This is a genomic window from Cyanobium sp. Cruz-8D1 (assembly GCF_024345975.1).
Classification (GTDB): domain Bacteria; phylum Cyanobacteriota; class Cyanobacteriia; order PCC-6307; family Cyanobiaceae; genus Cyanobium.
Genome location: NZ_JAGQCD010000011.1, coordinates 13,973 through 33,150 on the forward strand (window position 1 = coordinate 13,973; position 19,178 = coordinate 33,150).

General features: G+C 70.2%; 15 protein-coding genes and 1 pseudogene. 5 read left to right on the plus strand and 11 right to left on the minus strand.

What is annotated here, in order from left to right; translation table 11 throughout:
* Positions 1-20: 20 nt before the first annotated feature.
* Together KBZ33_RS08820 and KBZ33_RS08825 are read right to left on the minus strand one after the other, a co-directional pair.
* The gene (locus KBZ33_RS08820; RefSeq protein ID WP_254952407.1) at positions 21-1,154 is read right to left on the minus strand and encodes a ChaN family lipoprotein; all 1,134 of its coding nucleotides are present in this window, start codon (positions 1,152-1,154) and stop codon (positions 21-23) included.
* A gap of 50 nt (positions 1,155-1,204) precedes the next feature.
* Entirely contained in the window at positions 1,205-2,155 is a 951-nt protein-coding gene (locus tag KBZ33_RS08825) for a putative selenate ABC transporter substrate-binding protein (RefSeq protein ID WP_396108234.1), read from the minus strand.
* 106 nt (positions 2,156-2,261) lie between these two features.
* Between KBZ33_RS08825 and mnmH the strand changes: the two genes are divergently transcribed.
* Entirely contained in the window at positions 2,262-3,302 is a 1,041-nt protein-coding gene (gene mnmH, locus KBZ33_RS08830; RefSeq protein WP_254952406.1) for a tRNA 2-selenouridine(34) synthase MnmH, read from the plus strand.
* Here mnmH and selD read toward each other — a convergent pair.
* The 5 genes from selD to KBZ33_RS08855 all read right to left on the minus strand — a co-directional run bounded on the left by selD (position 3,299) and on the right by KBZ33_RS08855 (position 10,878).
* Complete coding sequence (gene selD / locus KBZ33_RS08835; RefSeq protein WP_254952404.1) at positions 3,299-5,380, minus strand: selenide, water dikinase SelD; 2,082 nt, start codon at positions 5,378-5,380, stop codon at positions 3,299-3,301. The genes mnmH and selD overlap by 4 nt on opposite strands.
* A complete protein-coding gene (gene sulP, locus KBZ33_RS08840; protein WP_254952403.1) occupies positions 5,377-7,083 on the minus strand; it encodes a sulfate permease in 1,707 nt (568 codons plus the stop codon). Before sulP ends, selD begins: the two co-directional genes overlap by 4 nt.
* Positions 7,084-7,102: 19 nt before the next feature.
* Positions 7,103-7,438 (minus strand): hypothetical protein, encoded by a 336-nt coding sequence (locus tag KBZ33_RS08845; RefSeq protein ID WP_254952401.1) that lies wholly within the window; start codon positions 7,436-7,438, stop codon positions 7,103-7,105.
* A gap of 159 nt (positions 7,439-7,597) precedes the next feature.
* Complete coding sequence (locus KBZ33_RS08850; RefSeq protein ID WP_254952400.1) at positions 7,598-9,148, minus strand: lysozyme; 1,551 nt, start codon at positions 9,146-9,148, stop codon at positions 7,598-7,600.
* Positions 9,149-9,456: 308 nt separating this feature from the next.
* Positions 9,457-10,878, minus strand: a complete 1,422-nt coding sequence (locus KBZ33_RS08855) for a hypothetical protein (RefSeq protein ID WP_255011635.1) — start codon at positions 10,876-10,878, stop codon at positions 9,457-9,459.
* Between the two features lie 296 nt (positions 10,879-11,174).
* Between KBZ33_RS08855 and katG the strand changes: the two genes are divergently transcribed.
* Positions 11,175-13,397 carry a catalase/peroxidase HPI gene (katG, locus tag KBZ33_RS08860; protein ID WP_254952398.1) on the plus strand — a complete coding sequence of 741 codons (2,223 nt, stop codon included), beginning with the start codon at positions 11,175-11,177 and terminating at the stop codon, positions 13,395-13,397.
* A 36-nt stretch (positions 13,398-13,433) separates the two neighbouring features.
* On the opposite strand, the pseudogene KBZ33_RS08865 reads toward katG, so the two are convergent.
* Positions 13,434-13,685 (minus strand): annotated as a pseudogene (locus tag KBZ33_RS08865) (DUF1971 domain-containing protein); the annotation flags it as partial.
* 75 nt (positions 13,686-13,760) lie between these two features.
* Between KBZ33_RS08865 and grxC the strand changes: the two are divergent.
* Together grxC and KBZ33_RS08875 are read left to right on the plus strand one after the other, a co-directional pair.
* Entirely contained in the window at positions 13,761-14,039 is a 279-nt protein-coding gene (grxC, locus tag KBZ33_RS08870; protein WP_254952396.1) for a glutaredoxin 3, read from the plus strand.
* Between the two features lie 27 nt (positions 14,040-14,066).
* The gene (locus KBZ33_RS08875) at positions 14,067-16,361 is read left to right on the plus strand and encodes an FdhF/YdeP family oxidoreductase (protein ID WP_254952395.1); all 2,295 of its coding nucleotides are present in this window, start codon (positions 14,067-14,069) and stop codon (positions 16,359-16,361) included.
* On the opposite strand, the gene KBZ33_RS08880 is transcribed toward KBZ33_RS08875, so the two are convergent.
* From KBZ33_RS08880 to KBZ33_RS08890, 3 genes are read right to left on the minus strand one after another with little or no spacing between them, the layout of a single operon-like run.
* On the minus strand, positions 16,346-17,398 hold the full coding sequence (locus KBZ33_RS08880) for a GTP 3',8-cyclase MoaA (RefSeq protein WP_254952394.1): 1,053 nt from the start codon (positions 17,396-17,398) through the stop codon (positions 16,346-16,348). The genes KBZ33_RS08875 and KBZ33_RS08880 overlap by 16 nt on opposite strands.
* Positions 17,399-17,408: 10 nt before the next feature.
* A complete protein-coding gene (locus KBZ33_RS08885) occupies positions 17,409-18,011 on the minus strand; it encodes a molybdenum cofactor guanylyltransferase (protein WP_254952392.1) in 603 nt (200 codons plus the stop codon).
* Positions 18,008-18,493, minus strand: coding sequence for a nitrate reductase associated protein (locus KBZ33_RS08890; protein WP_255011642.1), 486 nt, complete (start codon positions 18,491-18,493; stop codon positions 18,008-18,010). The genes KBZ33_RS08885 and KBZ33_RS08890 overlap by 4 nt, the downstream gene beginning before the upstream one ends.
* A gap of 207 nt (positions 18,494-18,700) precedes the next feature.
* Here KBZ33_RS08890 and KBZ33_RS08895 point away from each other — a divergent pair, with 207 nt between their 5' ends.
* Positions 18,701-19,177, plus strand: a complete 477-nt coding sequence (locus KBZ33_RS08895; protein WP_254952433.1) for a redox protein — start codon at positions 18,701-18,703, stop codon at positions 19,175-19,177.
* The last annotated feature ends 1 nt before the right edge of the window (position 19,178 follow it).

A 19,178-nucleotide genomic window follows, 5' to 3' on the forward strand; every position in this document is an offset into this window, starting at 1 on the left:
CCCCTACGGCCCTGGCAGGGCTAAGGCAGGGCCAGCTGCAGGGGCAGGAGCCGCCCATACCGCCGCAGGGTGAGGCCCAGGGGCCGACCCTCCGGGTGGGCGGCCAGCCGCTCGATCACCTGGCGGGCGCTGCTCACCGGCTGGCCATCGATCGATGTGATCCGATCACCAACCCGCAGGCCGGAGCGCTCCGCCAGCGAACCAGGCGCCACCTGACGGATCTCCACCCGGCCGCCGTGGGTTTCCAGATACACCCCCAGCCACAGGCCCGCCGGCGGCGGTGAGGCCACCCCGAACACCGCCGTGGCCAGCCCCGGCTGCAGCACGGCGCAGTCGAGCCCAACCTCCCAGGGCAGCAGCCAGGCCGCCTCACCCAACCCCAGGGCCCGCAGCTGATGGGGCACGCCGTGGCCCCCGGCCAGGTGGCCATGGCCGATCAGGGCCACCACCAGGGCCCCGGGGTGCAGGCGGCGGCGGTCGGCGATGGCCTCGGCCATGGCCCGGTCCCACAGCTGTTGACTCTCCACGAAGCGGCCAAAGGAGGGATCCTCCAGGCCGGGCCGCCCCTGGCCGCTGCTGGGAACAAAGGGATGGTGCTGCCAGAGCCGGTGCAGCTGGGCCCGGTAGGCCCGGCTGGCTGGCGCCGGACGCCCCACCCCCTCCCGCTCAGCCAGGGGCACCGCCGCGAAGCCCTCGGCCCGCACCCGCCGCACCAGCCGGCGCTCCACGTTCAGGGCCAGCAGGGGGATCCGGTGGTCACGGGCGAAGCGCAGGATCGGCAGGTAGAGGTTGGCGTCATAGCCCCAGATGGCCGGCCAGTCGAGGGCCGCGAGGAAGGCACGCTCCTCCAGCTCCCCGGCCACCCAGCGGTCGAGCACCGGCTGCAGCCGGCGCGGCACCATCTCCAGGCCGAGGCTCAGCTCGGGACGCCGCGTCTGCAGCGCCTGGAGGGTGGCCAACTGCCAACGGTGGTGGGCAGCACTGTCGTGGCGTTCCCCCAGCAGCACCACCGGGCGCCGGGCAAGGCGATCGAGCAGGTCGCCTGCCGCCACGGTGCGGGGACCGGCGGCGCTGGGCTCCACCCAGACGCCCGCGGGCACACAGGCGCTGGCGGCGGCAGGCCCAGGCGCACCGAACAGGGCGGCCAGACCCAAGGCCAGCCCTGTGATCCGGCGCCCTAGGTGGTTGCCAAGCAGGAGGGGGCTCAGCGGATCTTGCCGATCTGGCGGCCCACCTTCTCGATGGGGCTGTAGGCCGCCGCGTTGGCGGGAATGAAGCGCTGGGCGCCGAACAACGCCAGCACCTCCTTCTGCCGGGGATTGGCGGCGCGCCAGCTGAGGATCGCCGTCTTCATCCGGGCGGTGAAGCCCTTGCCGAAGCGCTTGTCGAGATCGGGCTGGGCGATCCAGTGGTAGTTGGGGTAGCCGGGGGTTTTCCAGATCTGCACCACCTTGGCGCGGCTGACCTTGCCCTCGCTGAGGCTGCTGCGCCAGACCTCTTCGCTGACGGCGCCGGCCTGGTAGGCGCCGCTCTGCACCAGGGCGATGGTGGCGTCATGGCTGCTGCTGAAGCCGGGGGCACCGCCGGCGAAGTCGCTCAGCTGGACCCCGGCCTGATTCAGGTAGAACTGGGGCATCAGGCGGCCGGAGGTGGAGCTCTCCGAGCCGAAGGTGAAGCGCTTGCCCTTCAGTTCCCTCAGCCCCTTGACGTTGCTGATCGGCTTGAGGCCGCTGCTGGTGTTGGCGATGAAGACGCTCTGGAACGACGCGTCGATATCGCGCTGGGCGATCACCAGGGCGCCGGGCTTCTGCAGGCGCGCCTGCACCCCCGTGAGACTGCCGAACCAGACCAGATCCAGGCCACCGGTGCGGAACGCGGTGACGGCGGCGGCATAATCCACCACCGGCACGTAGACCACCTTCACCCCCAGCTGACGGCTGAGTTCAGTGGCCACCAGCGGGTAGAGCCGGTTGAGCATCTCGGGCTTCTGGTCGGGGATGGCGCCGATGCGCAGCACCTTCTGGCTCTGCTGGGCCGCCGCCGGAGCCAGCAAGCCGCCCAGGGGCGTGGCCGGTGGCGTCAGCAGGGGCACCAACGCCAGCGAGACCCCCATCAGGGCAGCGGTGGCGGTGGTGCGGATCCGGAACATGCTCATCGGGCTTGGGAAGCGTTGGCGGCCTTTGCTCCACTATGGCCATCAGGTGGGTGCCGGCCCGCGGCCTTCGTCATCGCCAGACGCCCCCGTCCCTGCCGCGAGCCCCATGGCGCCCTGCCTTCCCATCGATGCGTTCCTGGCGGCAGGTGGCGCGCTGCTCGACGTGCGCACGCCGGCCGAATTCCGCCAGGGCCACATCCCCGGGGCCGCCAATCTGCCCCTGTTCAGCGACGGGGAGCGGGCCGAGGTGGGCACCCTCTACAAGCACCAGGGCCGCCAGGCCGCCGTGCGGCGGGGTCTGGCCCTGGTGGGGCCGCGGATGGAGGCCCTGGCCGCCGAATTGGTGACCTGGAGCGAACGCTCGGCCGGGGCGCCCCTGCGGCTGCACTGCTGGCGCGGCGGCATGCGTTCGGGCAGCGTCGCCTGGCTGGCCCAGCAGCTGGAGCTGCCGGTGCTGCTGCTGGAGGGCGGCTACAAGAGCTACCGGCGCTGGGTGCTGGAGCTGTTCGAGCGGCCCTGGCCCCTGCGGCTGCTGGGGGGCCGCACCGGCAGTGGCAAGACCGATCTGCTGCTGGCCCTGCAGGAGCTGGGGGCGGCGGTGGTGGACCTGGAGGGCCTGGCCCACCACCGCGGCAGCAGTTTCGGTGGCCTGGGCCTGCCGGAGCAGCCCAGCAGCGAACATTACGAGAACCGCCTCGCCGCCGCCCTGGCGCCCCTGGCCGGCACCGACCAGATCTGGCTGGAGGCCGAAAGCGTCATGGTGGGCCGCTGCCGCATTCCCGCCGGCCTGTGGCGCCAGATGCAGGCCGCGCCGGTGCTGGCGGTGGAGCGCCCCCTCCAGGAGCGGGTGGACCACCTGGTGGAGATCTACGGCGCCCAGGACCCCCTCGCCCTGGCGGAGGCCACCCAGCGCATCGCCCGGCGGCTGGGACCCCAGCGCACCGCCCTGGCCCTCGAAGCGATCGAGCAAGGCAACTGGGCCGCCGCCTGCCGCCAGATGCTCGATTACTACGACCGCTGCTACGACCACGGCCTCGACGGCCATGCCTGCTCGGGGGTGGATCTGGGCGGCCTGGCGGCTCCGGAGGCTGCCCGCCAGCTCGTCAGCCAGGGCCTGGTGACGCTGCAGCAGCCCCCCTCCGGCTAGACCACCCGCCCGATCACCGCCGCCGCCCCGAAGCCCGCGGCGCGCAGGGCGGCCAGGGCGGCAGGCGCCCGCTGCGCCGGCAGCGCCGCCAGCAGCGGACCACAGGTCTGGGGGTCGACCAGCAGCCCCGCCAGGGCCGCGGACGCCACCAGCCGCACCGGCCCCTCCAGCAGGGCCAGGGCGGCGGCATTGGCGGGGGCCAGGCTGCTGGCAAAGCCCCGCTCCAGCAGCTCCAGGGCGCCGGAATAGGCGGGGATGGCGGCGGCCTCAAGCTCTACCGCCACCCCCGCGCCGCTGGCGTCGACCATCTCGCCGAGGTGGCCCAGCAGACCGAAGCCGGTCACGTCGGTGCAGGCCCCGCAGCCGTGGGCGGCCAGCAGCGGCACCAGGGGCGCCTGGCTGCGCTGCATCGCCATGAGCACCGCCTCCATCCACTCAGGGGCGGCGGCACCGGCCATGGCGGCGGCGAACAGCACGCCGGTGCCCAGGGGCCGGCTCAGCAGCAGGGCGTCGCCGGGGCGCAGCGGCCCCTTGCCCCAGGACGCCGCCGGCGCCACCCAGCCGTTCACGGTCAGGGCCAGGGCCAGGCCCGCCCCATCGCGGCCCTCCAGGGTGTGGCCGCCGATCAGGGCGGCGCCGAGGGGCTCCAGCACCGAGCGCACTCCGGCCAGGGTCTGCAGCAGCAGCTCCTCCTGCACGGCCGCCGCCGCCTCGGGCACCGTCACCAGGGCCTGGACGCTCGCCACCGCCGCACCGCTGGCCCAGAGGTCGCTGCAGGCATGCAGGGTGGTGAGCCGGCCGTTCAGCCAGGGGTCATCCACCAGGGCCGGAAAGCCATCAACGCTCTGCAGCAGCAGGGCCCCATCGGCGCCGCTGCCCACCCGGGCCGCGTCTTCCACCGCCGCCGGCGGGCCGTCCGGGTCGAGCCTGGCCAGGGCGGCGTTCAGGGGGGCCGCCCCCAGCTTGGCGGCGCAGCCACGGCAGGCCATGGCGGCGGCCGCCATCGGCTGGAGCGTGGCGAAGCGGTCCATGAAGGCCCGATCGATGCGCTGCTTCCAGCGCCAGATCCACCACGAAGGCCCCAGGGCCAGCGGACCGAACAGGGCCAGGGCCCGGGGGCCAGCGGCATGCCAGCCGCCGTCACCGAGCAGCTGCAGGGCCCGCGCCTGGGGCCGCCAGGGCCGTAGGGGCCTGGGGGGCTCGCCCAGGCTGCGGCCAAGGTTGTCCGCCAGCACCGGCGCCGCCCGCACGGCCCACACCCCCGAGGGGGGCCGGGGATCGGCAGCGATCAGGCCGCAGTCGCCCGCAGCGAACAGGGCCGGATGGCCGATCACCTGGAGGCTGGGGTGGGTCAGCACCCGGCCGCTCGCCGGATCCACCGGCAGGCCGGCGGCTGCCAGCCAGGCGGGGGCGCGGCTGCCGGTGCAGGCCAGATCGGCCGGGGCCCCAGGCGGCGCCCGCCGCTGGATCGGGATGGCGGCCTGGGCCAGCAGCCGTTCACCGGCCCGGTTCGCCGCGGCCGATCCCAGGTGCAGGGACTCCCCCTGCAGCAGCAGGCGGCAATCCATCCCCCGGGCCCGGAAGGCCAGGGCCAGCTCCACGGCAGCGGCCCCACCGCCGCGGATCACCAGGGGCTCGCCGGCGGCGCGGCGCTCCGCCCAGGCCAGGAAGGGCTCCAGCGGCTTGACGGCCATCGCCGCCCCCGCCGACCATCCCGAGGTGGCCGTCACGGCGCCCAGATCGAGGCTGAGCCGGTCGAAGCGCAGGGGCGGACGGCCCGCCAGCCGCAGCTCCCGGGCCGCCGGGTCCAGCCCGGTGATCTCCGCCTGAACGAAGGTCACGCCGGCCAGGGTGCAGAGGCGGCGCAGGTCGATGGCGGCGGCCGCCAGGGGCTCCAGCCCCGCCACCACGGCGGGCAGCAGGCCCGAATAGAGGGCGGTGCCGTGGCGGCTCACCAGGGTGAGGCGGGTGCGCGACGGCCGGGTGCGCGGGCGCATCAGCCAGCGCCTGAGCACCAGCACGTGGCTGTGGCCGCCCCCCGCCAGGACCAGCTGGTGGCGCTCGGGGGCGATGGTCATGCGCTTGGCACCGGCATCGCCCGGGCCTGGAAGGCCGCGATCGCCGTGGGCAGGGTGGGGAAGAACAGGCGCGGCCCGATCCGCTCCACCAGCCCGGCCCGCTCCAGCTGGATGTAGAGGTCCTGCTTGACCCGCACCAGACCGAAGGTGATGCCGCGGGTGGTCAGGTCCCGCTGCAGTTCCTCGAGCACGTCAGCCGCCGTGATGTCGATCTCGACAATGGCTTCGGCATTGAGCACGAACCAGGCCACCGGCTGGGGCTCGGCGGCGATCGTCGCCAGCACCCGCTGGCGGAAGTGCTCCGCGTTGGCAAAGCAGAGGGGGGCATCGAACCGGAACAGCACCAGACCCGGAATCGTGCGCGCCCCCTCCCAGTCGCGCACGTCGTGCAGGCCCGCCAGCCGCGGCACGATCCCCATGACGGCGTCGTGGGGACGCACCAGCCGGGCGAACAGATCGATCACCGACAGGCCCACCGCCACGCCCACGCCGGTGAGCAGGTCGGTGAGCAGCACCCCCAGCAGGGTGATCAGGGCGAGCCGGAATTCACTGGGGCGGAAGCGGTGCAGCCGCAGGAACTCCGGGATGTCGATCAGGCGCAGGGCGGCATAGATCACGATGGCCCCCAGGGCCGCCGTGGGGAACAGGGCCAGCACCGGCCGCAACCACAGCAGCACCGCCAGCACCACCGCCAGCGCCACCAGGGAGAACAGCTGGGAGCGGCTGCCGAGGGAATCGCCGATGGCGGTGCGACTGCCGCTGCTGCTCACCGGAAAGCCCTGCATCAGGCCATTGCCCAGGTTGATGCTGCCGAGGGCCAGCAGCTCCTGGTTGGCGTCGATGCGGTAACCACCCCGGGCGGCAAAGGCCCGGGCCGTGAGCACGTTGTCGGAGTAGCCCACCAGGGTGATGCCCACCGCCGCCGTCAGCAGGTAGCGCAGCTGGGCCGGTGACACCGCGGGAGGCAGCGTCGGCTGGGGCAGCCCGGCCGGGATGGCGCCGATCACGGCCACGCCGCGCTGATCGAGGTGTCCCACCGCCACCACCGCCATGGCCAGCAGCACCGCCAGCAGGGGAGCCGGGGCCCGGGGGAAACGGCGCTGCACCAGCAGCAGGAACACCAGCACCCCCAACGCCAGCAGCAGGGTGGGCCGGTGGATCTCGCCCAGCCGGCCCAGCAGCTCCAGCAGCTGGCCGGGGCTGGAGTCGGCCTGCAGTGTCATGCCGCTGATCCGGCCCAGCTGGCCGCCGATCATGATCAGGGCCACGCCGCCCAGATAGCCCACCAGGATCGGCCGGGAGAGCAGATCAGCCAGGAAACCAAGCCTGGCCCAGGCGCCGGCGCAGCAGACCAGGCCCACCAGCATGGCCAACAGGCTGCAGAAGCCGGCATAGGCGAGTGGATCGCCCGCCACCAGCGGCCCGACGGCAGCCGCCGTCATCACGGCGGTGGTGGACTCTGGACCCACCGAGAGCTGGGGCGAGGAACCCAGCAGGGCATAGAGCAGCAGGGGGGGCAGGATCGCCCACAGGCCCGCCACCGGCGCCAGCCCGGCCACTTCGGCGTAGGCCATGCACTGGGGCACCAGGTAGGCGGCCACGGTGACGCCCGCCAGCAGGTCCGGCCGCAGCCAGCTGCGCTGATAGCCCAGCAGCTGCGCGAGGCCCGGCACCACCCTGGCCAGGCGGTCGCGCGGCTCCATCAACGTGCTCCCGTGGTGCTCATTTGCGTCGCGGCGGCAGCACCTGGCTGGGGCATAGGTCCTTGTCCTCCTCCACGCCCTTCATACCGGCGAGCACGCCCTCCAGATCGTCCTTCGTGGAGGGATCGCCGCCGATGCTGTCCAGTTGCGCCTGGGCCAGCTTGGCGCGGGTGGCGGTGGAGATGAAGCCGTCCTTCTCCAGGTTGCACAGGGCGCTCATGTACCCGGAGCCCACCCCCACCATCACCATGAACTCCTCCCGTGGGCTGAGTTCCCCACCCTGTGACTGCGCCGCCGCCAGTCCCGGTGAGGCGTTCAGGAGCGCCAGGAGCAGCAGGGCGAAGGGAGTGGGCATGCCAGGGCCGTGGCGTTGCCGTCAGGGTAGGGGTGGACTCCCGTACAGGCCTCCCGGTACGCCGACACATAGACCGTGCAATGTTCCACCAGCGGCAGCCGCTTGTCGCGCAGATCCTGGTTGTGGAAAGCGTGCCGGCCGCTGGAGGGCGACACAGCCCTAACTCGGAAACGACGCCTCCAGATCATCCCCTGCGATGATCGTGGTGCTGAACAGGAAATTCTTGTTGGCCTTGTAGCGGGGATCCTGCTGAACAAGGCGCATGAATTCACGGTGACCTTCCCGGGAGCGACCCACCAGGCAGCCGGCACTGGCGCGGCCGATGTCGTTGCGGGGCAGGTCATAGCCCCAGTGCTGATTGATGCCAAACAATCCGGTGTCCACAAGGTCGCCGGGCCGCTGGAAGTCCTGGTTGGAATCGCGGTGGACTGTCACCGGAGCGGCCTGAACCAAGGCCTCGTGGGGATCGCTTTCGCCGTGCGAACCGACCTGCCAGGCGCGGTATTGGTCGAACTTGATCCGGGCGGCGCCGCGGGGATTCATGGGGTTCTTTGTGTAGTGGCTCCCCGGCTCGGTGGTGGCCTCCCATTGACCGATGATCCGTGGCCGTGCCTCCACGAACTCGATCACCAGGCGCAGGTCGTTGAAGTGGTTGGGGGGATCATCGTTGAGGCTACCGTCGAGATTCATCCCCTCGACGTAGACAATATTCCGCTCTCCGAGCCCTGCGAACACCTGGAACTTCTTCTGGCGCATGTACTGAATGATCCGCGTGGCCAGGTCGCCCCCACTGAGGTCAAGGGTCGGCTGAGGAAGTTCACTGAGGGACGTTTCGATCAGCAGCTTTGCTGTGGCAGCGCCGAGCACAGTCTCCTCTCCGCTCTTCATCAACGTCTGGAACGTCCTGAGGGCTGTGGTGGAGATGGGCCCGAAGGTCCCCGTCGGTGGTTCTAGCAATTGGAGCGTGATCAGCCGTTGCTGGATCTGGGTGGCCAGGGCGGGGTAGCGGGGGATCTCCCCGTGGTCGATGACAAGCTTCCGCTTCAGCACGTCCTGGAGCTTCAGCTCGCCGCTGGGAGCAGACCCAGGGATATCCCTGGGTCTGGAGCCGCCAGGGGCCGGGGGATTGTGGCGCAGCGTCTCCTCCCAGCGCTTGGCGTCCGCGGCGCTGTTGATCTCGCCTTCGGCCTGCCGGATGGCCTCCGCTGGATCAGCGCCCATCCACACCAGACCCTCAGCGCGCCGTCGTCGTCCCAGGCCGACGACGACATGGGGCTCTCTGGGATTGCGATACAGCATGAGCGAGCCCGGAACCGCTGCCCAGTTGCGCTCGCGCAGATTGGCGCTGATCGTATCGAAGCCCTTGCTGCCATAGAAATCAGGCCCTAGATTATAAGCAAAGCTACAAAGAGCGGCTCGCTGCTTGTCGGCCATCTCCTGCCAGAAAGGAATGCGGGCTTCTTGTTTCTTCCAAAATTTCTCATAGCAGATGAAGTCATAGAGCTCATCTGCCTTCGCCTGGGTGATGCGATCCCCCAAGCGGATCGGGGCGCCATCCTGGTAGAACGTGCTGCCCCAGCCAATCGTGATCGGCTCGGCCTTGGTTTTCGGATCGACGTAGGCCTCCAGCCGGCAGCCCTCGTAGTGATGCGTCAGTGCAGCGACCTCCGGTGGCAGCAGTCCCCTGGGTGGTTGGGTGTCAGGAGCCACCGTCACAGCACGGGGATCAAGCTGTTCAGGCTGTGGAGCAGAAGCTGGCGACGCCACCCGATCCCAAGCCTGATCGGGAATCTGAAACCTGGCTGGGTTCAAGTAGCGGACCGCCCCGGCCTCAAGAGGCCCGCTTCCACCCGGGTACGCATAGGGTCCGGCCAGGCGTACCAGAGCCAGCGAACCGTCGCCACTGGGCCGGATCCAGTCAATCCCGAGTTGCCTACCCGCTGGAACGTAGGAGTCAGCAGCGATTGCGGTGGGGTCAGGGCTCAGGCCAGCATCTTCCAGGGCAGTGATGAACGGCATCAGAGGGCTCCCGCGCGCTGGATCCTTTGCAAAGGGGTGGCTTCTTCGCCCTCGAACAACGCGGGAAACAGACCACGCAGATAGGTGAAGAAGTCGTCAGGAAGTGACTTGAGAATGGGATGCACAGTTCCACGACTCTTTTTGAGCCACTGCATCACCTCTGGCTGATTAATTTCGGCCTCAATAAGATCGGTGATTCCGAGTTTGAAGCGGGCAAGCATGCGCTTCAGACTGTAATGCCAGAACATCTGCCTGTCAGCGGCGCTGCGGTCCCTCAGATCAATCGCAAGCGTGAGGCTCTCCTCGGCCTCGCGCCAGTGCTGGCTGGGCTTGCCGGCCAGTCCACCCAGCCGTTCGGTGCCGGCGCCAAGTTGTAGGTGGATGAAGCCGCGGTGCGCGAGATAGCGGTGCAGGAAGGCATCGTCCTCGCCACCGAAGCCCGTCTGCTGCTTGGCGGCGGCGATCAAGGCATCGAACCCTGCCAGCAGTCCCTGCTGCAGGGTCATTCGGGTCTCAATCTCGACATCAGCAAGCGGGCCGGTATCGCCACCCGTGATCAGGTGGCTGTCATGGGCCTTCTGGAGACGGTTAAACACCTTGTTTCGGATGTTCAGAGGCGCCTGCAGGACATGGGCATGAAAGGACTCATTCTGCGTGTCGGTGAGCGGTTGAAGAGAGGGATCAACCAGAGGGCTAAGCAGAAACTGAATATCTGACTCCTGCTGGTCATTGTTCTGCAGCACCTGAATCTTGTCGCGATTGAGATGGAGTTCTGCCTGCGTATCTTCCAGTTGCCGGCTGATGCGCTTAGCCGCTTCATCGAACAGACTGATGCCTGCGAATCCACCGATCAGCGCAAGGGCCAGGATCTTCATCACCGTGCTCACAGCCGTACCAAGACTGGCCGGCTGGTTCAGCAGGCTCATGAACAGATCCGAATCGCCAGCTTGAGGCACAAGGTTGAAGATGATGATGCCACCACCGATGCCAACGACACAATCGGCTAGTGTTCCGAGATCCAGTTTCGTGAAGGCCTGCTGGGCTTGCGCTGCACCGCGTCGGGCTGGTCTTACCGATCCATCGGTGTCTTGACCGGCTGGATAGTCCTGGGTCTCCGCTGCTTGGCTGACCCAGTGGGGAACGATGAAGCCACGGTGCCGACTGAGGCTGTAGATCAAACCTCCGAGTGCGCCACCAAGCAGCACGGAGAAGTAAATGACGTACCTCAGAATGTACTGATCATGCGCGTTGAGGGTGAGGCTCGCGGCAGGAGGAACGTCAGGGGCCGCCGCCGCGAGGGTGGCAGCACTCACCACCAGAGCACTGGCGAAAATCAACAACAGGCCAGACTTCAAGCCTCTAAAATGAAATGCCTTGACCTTCACAAATCGCCGCCGTCCACCTGGCAGGAGATGGTTCACACGAATGTCCTGTCGGCTTTTTTTCGCAAGCCTAACCTGAGCTCAATTCAGGCCAATTCGCTCCGGCAAATCTTCATATATCTTTAGCTTCTTGATGCCGATCAGGTGCGCACAGGCCCGCGTTGAACAGGTTCATGTTGAGGCTGTGATCACTGAACATTCTCGCGATCCAAGCCTTGGCAGAAGGGCCCCCAGCAGGGCAGCTGATCCGCTGTGTGGGCCCGTGACGAGCACGGCAGCCGTTGCGGGTGGGCCCCAGGCCCCCCCTACATTTGACATCCACGCGGCAGCAGCGGATGGAAGGACTCTCTCCCGAGGCCGGTGCCGACACCGGCGGGAAATGCCCCTTCCTGCACGGCACCCTCCGGGGCAGCACGGCCGGGGCCCGCTCCAACCGGGACTGGTGGCCGCGGCAACTGAACCTGGCGGTGCTGCATCAGCACGCGCCCCTGGCCGATCCGATGGGCAGCGGCTTCGACTACGCCGCGGCGTTCCGCAGCATCGACCTGGAGGCCCTGCGGCAGGACCTGGTCGCCCTGATGACCACCTCCCAGGACTGGTGGCCGGCCGACTACGGCCACTACGGACCGTTCTTCGTGCGCATGGCCTGGCACAGCGCCGGCACCTACCGCATCCACGACGGCCGCGGCGGCGCCGGCTCCGGCAGCCAGCGCTTCGCTCCCCTCAACAGCTGGCCTGACAACGGCAACCTCGACAAGGCGCGGCGCCTGCTCTGGCCCATCAAACAGAGGTACGGCAGCGCCCTCTCCTGGGCCGACCTGATCATCCTGGCCGGCAACTGCGCCATCGAAGCGATGGGTCTGCCCACCCTGGGCTTCGCCGGGGGCCGCCGGGACGTCTGGGAGCCGCAGATCGACATCGACTGGGGCCCGGAGACCGAATGGCTGGGGGACAAGCGCTACAGCGGCGAGCGCGAGCTGGAGGACCCGCTCGGTGCCGTGCAGATGGGGCTGATCTATGTGAATCCGGAGGGGCCCAACGGCCAGCCCGATCCCCTGGCCGCTGCCCGCGACATCCGCGAGACCTTCGCGCGCATGGCGATGGACGACGAGGAGACCGTCGCCCTGATCGCCGGGGGCCACACCTTCGGCAAGTGCCACGGCGCCGGCGATCCGGACCTGCTGGGGCCGGAGCCCGAGGCCGCCAGCCTGGAAGAGCAGGGGCTGGGCTGGCGTAACCGCTTCGGCAGCGGCAAGGGGGACGACACGATCACCAGCGGCCTGGAGGGCGCCTGGACCACCAACCCCGTGCAGTGGGACGGCGGTTATTTCGACAACCTGTTCGGCTACGAATGGGCGCTGGAGAAGAGTCCGGCCGGGGCCTGGCAGTGGCGGCCCACCGATCCGGCGGCTGCCGGCACCGTGCCCGATGCCCACGACCCGTCGAAGCGGCACGCACCGATGATGGCCACCACCGATCTCTCGCTGCGGGTCGATCCGGCCTACCTGGAGATCTCCCGGCGCTTCCACGCCCATCCCGAGCAGCTGGCGGAGGCCTTCCGCCGCGCCTGGTTCAAGCTCGTGCACCGGGACATGGGGCCCCGCTCCCGCTACCTGGGACCCCTGGTGCCGGAGGAGGTGATGCTCTGGCAGGACCCGATTCCCCCCGTCGACCATCCCCTGGTGGACTCTGGGGACATCGCCGAGCTCAAGGGGCGGATCCTGGCGGCGGGGCTGCCCATCTCCCAGCTGGTGGCCACGGCCTGGGCGGCTGCCGCCAGCTTCCGCGGCTCCGACAAGCGCGGCGGCGCCAACGGCGGCCGTCTGCGTCTGGCCCCCCAGAAGGACTGGGAGGTGAACCAGCCCGCCAAGCTGGCCCGGGCCCTGGAGGCCTACGAGGTGATCCGCCAGGCCTTCAACGCCTCCCAGCACGACGGCAAGCGCATCTCCCTGGCCGATCTGATCGTGCTGGGCGGCTGCGCCGGCGTGGAGGAGGCGGCCCGGCGGGGCGGCCACACGCTGACGGTGCCCTTCACCCCCGGGCGCATGGATGCCTCCCAGGAGCAAACGGACGCAGCCTCCTTCGCCGTGCTCGAGCCGAAGGCCGACGGCTTCCGCAACTACCTGCGGCCGGGCCTGCCGGCCGCCGCCGAGGAGCTGCTCATCGACCGGGCCCAGCTGCTGACCCTCACCGCCCCGGAGATGACGGCGCTGGTGGGGGGCTTGCGGGTGCTCGATGCCAACCACGGAAAATCACGCCACGGTGTCTTCACCGACCGCCCCGAAACGCTCAGCAACGACTTCTTCGTCAACCTGCTCGACATGGGCACCACCTGGACGGCGACCTCCGAGGCGGAGGACAACTTCGAGGGCCGCGACCGCCACACGGGCGACCTGCGCTGGACCGGCAGCCGCGTCGACCTGATCTTCGGCTCCAACGCCCAGCTGCGGGCGATCGCCGAGGTGTACGCCGCCGCCGACGGCGGGGCCCGCTTCGTGGCAACCTTCGTGGCGGCCTGGAGCAAGGTGATGGACCTGGACCGGTTCGAGCTGAGGTGAACGACGCTCCGCCCGGTGGAACTCGACGTAAAAACGCACCCCGGGGCCGGGCTCAGCCTGGTGCAACTGGCTGGGTGCCACGATGCCGGGCCGTTCGGGCGTCAGCAGCACCAGCTCCTCGTCGGGCTCCAACAACCGGAACGGCAGCGAACCCTCCAGCACCACGACCCTGGCCCACACCCCCGCCTTGGTCCTGTGCTGCGCCCGCAGGCCCGCCGGCACGCTGTCGGCGTCAAACGTGGGGGTGCGTTTGTAAGGCGTCAGGCCGGCGGGTAGATCAGCGCGCATGGGGTGGAATCTCTATCGGGCGAGAGGGCATGGGGGTCGTCAGAATCGAAGGCAACTGTCATCGCTTTCCCCTCCATGCCCAAGGTTGAGATCTACACCTGGCGCTTCTGCCCGTTCTGCATCCGGGCCAAGCAACTGCTGGACCGCAAGGGCGTGACCTACACCGAATACGTCATCGATGGCGACGAGGACGCCCGCAACGCCATGGTGGCCCGGGGCAGCGACGGCCGCCGCTCGGTGCCGCAGACCTTCATCGACGACGCCCATGTCGGCGGCTGCGACGACCTCTACGCCCTGGAGCGCCAGGGCCGGCTGGAGGCGCTGCTGTCTGGCGCCGCCGAAGCCTCTGCCTAGGGTTAATGCCTTGGCGCACGAGGGATCGTGGAATCTGGGGCCCCCGATGCTGCACCCCGTCCAGAGCCCGGCCTCCCCGGCCAGGGCGGCGGCTGGCCCCTGATCGAGGGCTGGGCCCGCGCCACCCTGACCCCCCAGGGCCCCAAGCTCTGGCAGACCCTCAACCACCGCAGCGCCTGCCTCTCCTGCGCCTGGGGCACCGGCGGGCAGCACGGCGGTTTCCGTGACGAGCTGGGGGAGCCGCTGCAGCGCTGCCTCAAGAGCGTCGAGGCGATCATGGCCGAGCTGCAGCCGGCCGTACCCGACGGCGTCTTCGCCAGCCGCAGCCTCGCCGAGCTGCAGGCCCTGAGCTCGATGCAGGCCGACCGCCTCGGCCGCCTCAGCCATCCCCTGCTGCTGCGGGAGGGCCGCAGCCACTACGAGCGCATCGGCTGGGACGACGTGTTCGCCATCGCCGCGGCCGCCTTCCGGCGCCCGCCGGAGCGGGTGGCCTCCTACAGCTCGGGGCGCTCCTCCAACGAGGCGGCCTACCTGCTGCAGCTGCTGCTGCGGGCCATGGGCTCCAACAACCTGGCCGACTGCTCCGACCTCTGCCACGCCCCCTCCACCGTGGGGCTCAATGCCGTCTTCGGCTCCGGCACCTCGATGGTGAGCCTGGAGAGCCTGCAGCAGGCGGATTGTGTGGTGCTGGTGGGCTCCAACGCCCCGGCCAACCACCCACGGCTGATGAACGAGCTGATCAAGCTGCGCCAGCGGGGCGGCTCGGTGGTCGTCATCAACCCGGTGATCGAGGTGGGGCTGCTGAAGTTCGGCTCGCCGGCCTTCCCGGTCTCGTCGCTGCGGGGGGGCGCGGACATCGCTTCGCTGTTCCTGCAGCCCGTGCCGGGCAGCGACACGGCCGTGTTCCTGGGGCTGCAGAAGGCCCTGCTGGAGGCCGGCGCCGTCAAGCGCGACTTCCTGGCCGCCCATACCGAGGGCTGGGAGGCGCTGCTGGAGCAGCTGGAGGCCACCCCCTGGGAGGCGATCACCGCCAGCTGCGGCCTCAGCCGCCGGGAGCTGGAGCACGCCGCCGCCGTGGTCGCCGCGGCCCGGGGCGTGGTGTTCGCCTGGGCGATGGGCATCACCCACCACGCCAACGGCATCGACAACGTGCAGGCGATCGCCAACACTGCCCTGCTCAGCGGCAACGTCGGCCGGCCCGGCGCCGGCACCATGCCGATCCGGGGCCACTCCAACGTGCAGGGCTTCGGCTCGATGGGGGTCAGCGTCAAGCTGCGGGCGGAGATGCAGCAGGCCCTGGAGCAGCTGCTGGGGCGGCCCCTGAGCCGGGTGCCCGGCTACGACACCCGCGCCCTGATCGAGGCCGCCGCTGCCGGCCGGGTCGACACCCTGCTCTGCCTGGGGGGCAACCTCTGGGGCGCCAACCCCGACAGCGGCGAGGCGAAGCGGGCCCTGGGCCGCATCGACACGATCCTGTACCTGGCCACCAAGCCCAACCAGGGCCATTTCCACGGCCTGGCGGCCCGCCAGACCCTGGTGCTGCCGGTGTTCAACCGCTTCGAGACGCCGCACCGCACCACCACCGAATCGGGCAACAACTACGTGCGCCTCAACGAGCCGGGCTCCACCCACCTGGGCGGCGCCGACCTGATCAGCGAGGTGGCGTTCCTGGCCGAGCTGGCCCGGCGCCGGATGGGCAGCGATCCGATCGACTGGGGGCGGCTGCAGGATCCGTCCTACGTGCGGGACCTGATCGGCCGCACCGTGCCCGGCTACGGCCCGATCGCCCGCATCGATGCCACCCGGCAGGAGTTCAGCGTCGAGGGACGTCTGTTCGACAGCCCAACCTTCCCCACCCCCAGCGGCCGGGCCCGGGTGGCGCCCACCCCCCTGCCCGAACTCACGCTGCCGGAGGCGGAGCACTTCGGCGGCCTCGGGCCCGGGGAAACCGGCCTGGTGCTGGCCCTGATCACGGCCCGCAGCTATGGCCAGCACAACACCGTCGTCTACAAGGCCGGCGACAGCTACCGGGGCATGCCCCACCGCCACACGATCCTGATGAACCGCGCCGACCTGCGCCGCTGCGGCCTGGCGGCCCACCAGCGGGTGACGGTGCAGGGGGAGGCGGGCGCCCTTGAGGGGGTGGAGATCATCCCCGGCGAGATCCGCGAGGGCGCGGCGCTGATGTTCTACCCGGAGGTGAACGTGATCATGAAGGCCGTGGTCGACCCCCGCTGCGGCACCCCCGCCTTCAAGCGGGTGCCGGTGCTGGTGAAGGGGCCAGTGGCTCCAGCGCCCGGAGCCGCTCAGCCCCCCAAGTAGGCCATCTCGGGCGGTGCCGGGCGGTGCTCGGCCGCTTCCTGCCGCTCCTCGCTCCAGCGATCACGGCGGGCGTGCCACAGACCCGCCAGCGCCTCGTGCAGCAGGCCCGGCTCGGGCCGGGGCCGCAGCCAGGGCTTCAGGTCGGTGCCGTTGGCGGCGAACAGGCAGCTGTAGGCCACCCCATCGGCGGTGATCCGCAGCCGGTTGCAGTCGCCGCAGAAGGGCGCCGTGATCGAAGCCACCACCGCCAGGTGCAGCCCGTCCCGGTCGCGGTAGCGCCAGCGGCTGGCGGTGCCATGGGGGGAGCGGCCCACCGGCTCCAACGGCCAGGCCGCCCCGATGCGGGCCACCATCTCGGCGGCCGGCAGCACCTGCTCCGGCAGCCAGCCGTTGCGGTTGCCCACGTCCATGAATTCGATCAGGCGCAGCTCCAGCCCCTGCTGCCGGGCCAGCTCCGCGAGGGGCAGCAGCTGGTCGGCATTGCCTGAGCGGGTGATCACCGCATTCAGCTTCAGCTCACCACGGGCCGGATCGAAGCCGGCCTCTCTGGCGTGGCGAATCGCCGCCAGCACCTTTTCCAGCACCGCACCACCGGCGGCCGCACCCGCCAAGCCAGCCATGCGGGCCACGCTGGCCCCATCGGTGCCATCGAGGCTGAGGGTGATCCGGTCGAGGCCCGCCGCCTTCAGCTGCCGGGCCCGATCGGCACTGAGCAGCACCCCGTTGCTGGTGAGGGCGAGCTCCCGCAGGGCACCGCGGGGATCGTTGGGGTCCCGCCGCCGCAGTGGCTGCAGGGCGGCGATCAGCGCCTCCAGCTGCCGGTGCAGCAGGGGTTCGCCGCCGGTGAGGCGCAGGGTGTGCACCCCCAGGCCCACGCTGGTCTCCACCAGGGCCAGCCGTTCCGGCAGGGTCAGCAGGTCGGGCGGGTCCTCGAGATCGGGGCAGCAGTAGGGGCAGGCCAGGTTGCAGCGGGCCGTGAGCGACAGCCGCAGCACCCCCAGGGGCCGGCCATGCAGATCCAGGGGACGCTCCGCCATGGCAGGAAAGCTAGGGCCACAGGCCGGTGGCGTCGTCGGGTCGGTTGGCATTGCGCAGGCCCGCCGGCGGCAGCGGCACCGCCACCACCGCTTCCCCGGCCAGCCAATCCTGGAGCCGCCGGCCGCCGGCCACCGTGAAGGCACGCAGCCCCTGGCGGCGGCTGGCGTGGGCGGGATAGACCCCCAGCAGCGGCTGCAGCCGCTGGCCGTCATGGGCCAGGTGGATGGCCACTGGGCCCGTCGGGATCATGGCGGCAGCGACCAGCGCCTTGAGGGCGGCCGTCTGCAGCCAGGGCATGTCCACAGCGCAGAGCAGCAGGTGCTGGTCCCGGTGGTGCTGCATCAACCGGTCGAGAGCCAGCAGCGGCCCTTGCCGCGGTGGCGGCTCCTCCAGGACGGTGATCGCCTCGCCCAGCCCGTCCCGCAGGGGCTGGGCGAGGGCCAGGTGGGCCCGGTGGTGGCTGACCAGGGTGATCGGCAGCGGCAACGCCGCCAGCTGGGCCAGGCTGAATTCCAGCCAGGTGCCACCGGCGGGATGGGGCAGCAGGGCCTTGTCCGTGCCCATGCGGCGGCTGGCACCGCCGCTGAGCAGGCAGGCCCGCAGGCCGCTCATACCAGCAGGCCGAATTCGGCGAGAGCCCGGGGCAGGTTGCGGTGCTCGTGCCCCGGATGGCTGAGCTTCACCAGGGCAAAGCGCTGCAGCTCGTCGAGCCCCCCCCAGGCGTTGGCAGGCAGGCTCAGCCCCAGCTGCTGGCAGGAGGCGAGCAGCACCTCGGGGGGAGCGTCTCCCTGCTGCCACGGGGCGCCGCAGGCGGGCTCCAGCCGGCCGGCAGCACCGGTGGCCGTGCCGGCCGTGCGCTGGCCGAGCCAGTGGTCCAGCTCCGCCAGGGCGCCGGGGTCATCCAGCCAGGCCAGCAGCCGCTGCCGCTCCTGATCGCTGAAGTCGCCCCAGTGGCTCAGCTTCAGCTTGACGCCGACCAGATCCAGCTTGCGCCGAACGGCCATGGGAATGCAGCGCAGGTCGCCGACGAAGTCGGCCTCGAAGCCGAAACAATGGTCGTGGCGGCCCATGGGCGCGGCGCGCAGGAGAATCACCCTAGGCACCACCACCACTGGAACTGGCCCAAAGCCCGGGGGCTTTCGTAGCCGATCTCACCGTGGGACCCCGCCAGGATTAGGTTCACTGAAGAGAACGCAGAGGCTTCTGACGAAGTCGCTCCCATGACCGCCACCGTCCCGTCGAGAGACGAGCTGCAGGATCGCCGGCCCACCGGGGCTGGCCAAGGACCCCGTCCGGCTCCGATGTTCGAGCTGATTCCCTACGAGAAGTTCCGCGACACCCCATCGGTGCGCTTCTTCGACATCACCGTGCCCACCTCGAACAAGCGGGATCTGGTGGTCCATTCGGGTCCGGCGATCAGCCCGCCGGACTGCAAGGAGTCCGGCAGCTGGCAGTTCTATCTCCATCCCCATCAGGAGGACAATCTCCTGGCCATGCACGGCGGCCGCACCTTCTTCCTGGTCAATCTGGGCTGGAATTACCCGTATCACATCGTTCGCCTCGATTGCGGCGGCGACATCCTGCGCATTCCCCCCGGCACGTTCCACCGGTCCGTCTCCGATCCCGATGGCTCTTTGGTGCTCAACCAGGCCGTGCGCGAGGAGGGCGCCAGCGTGGTGCGCGAATTCCGCGTCTACAACAGCCACCGCATCCCACGGCTGTTCGCGGTGACCTCCAAGACCGCCCCCCTGCCCAAGCTCCACGGGGTGAGCTGGTAAC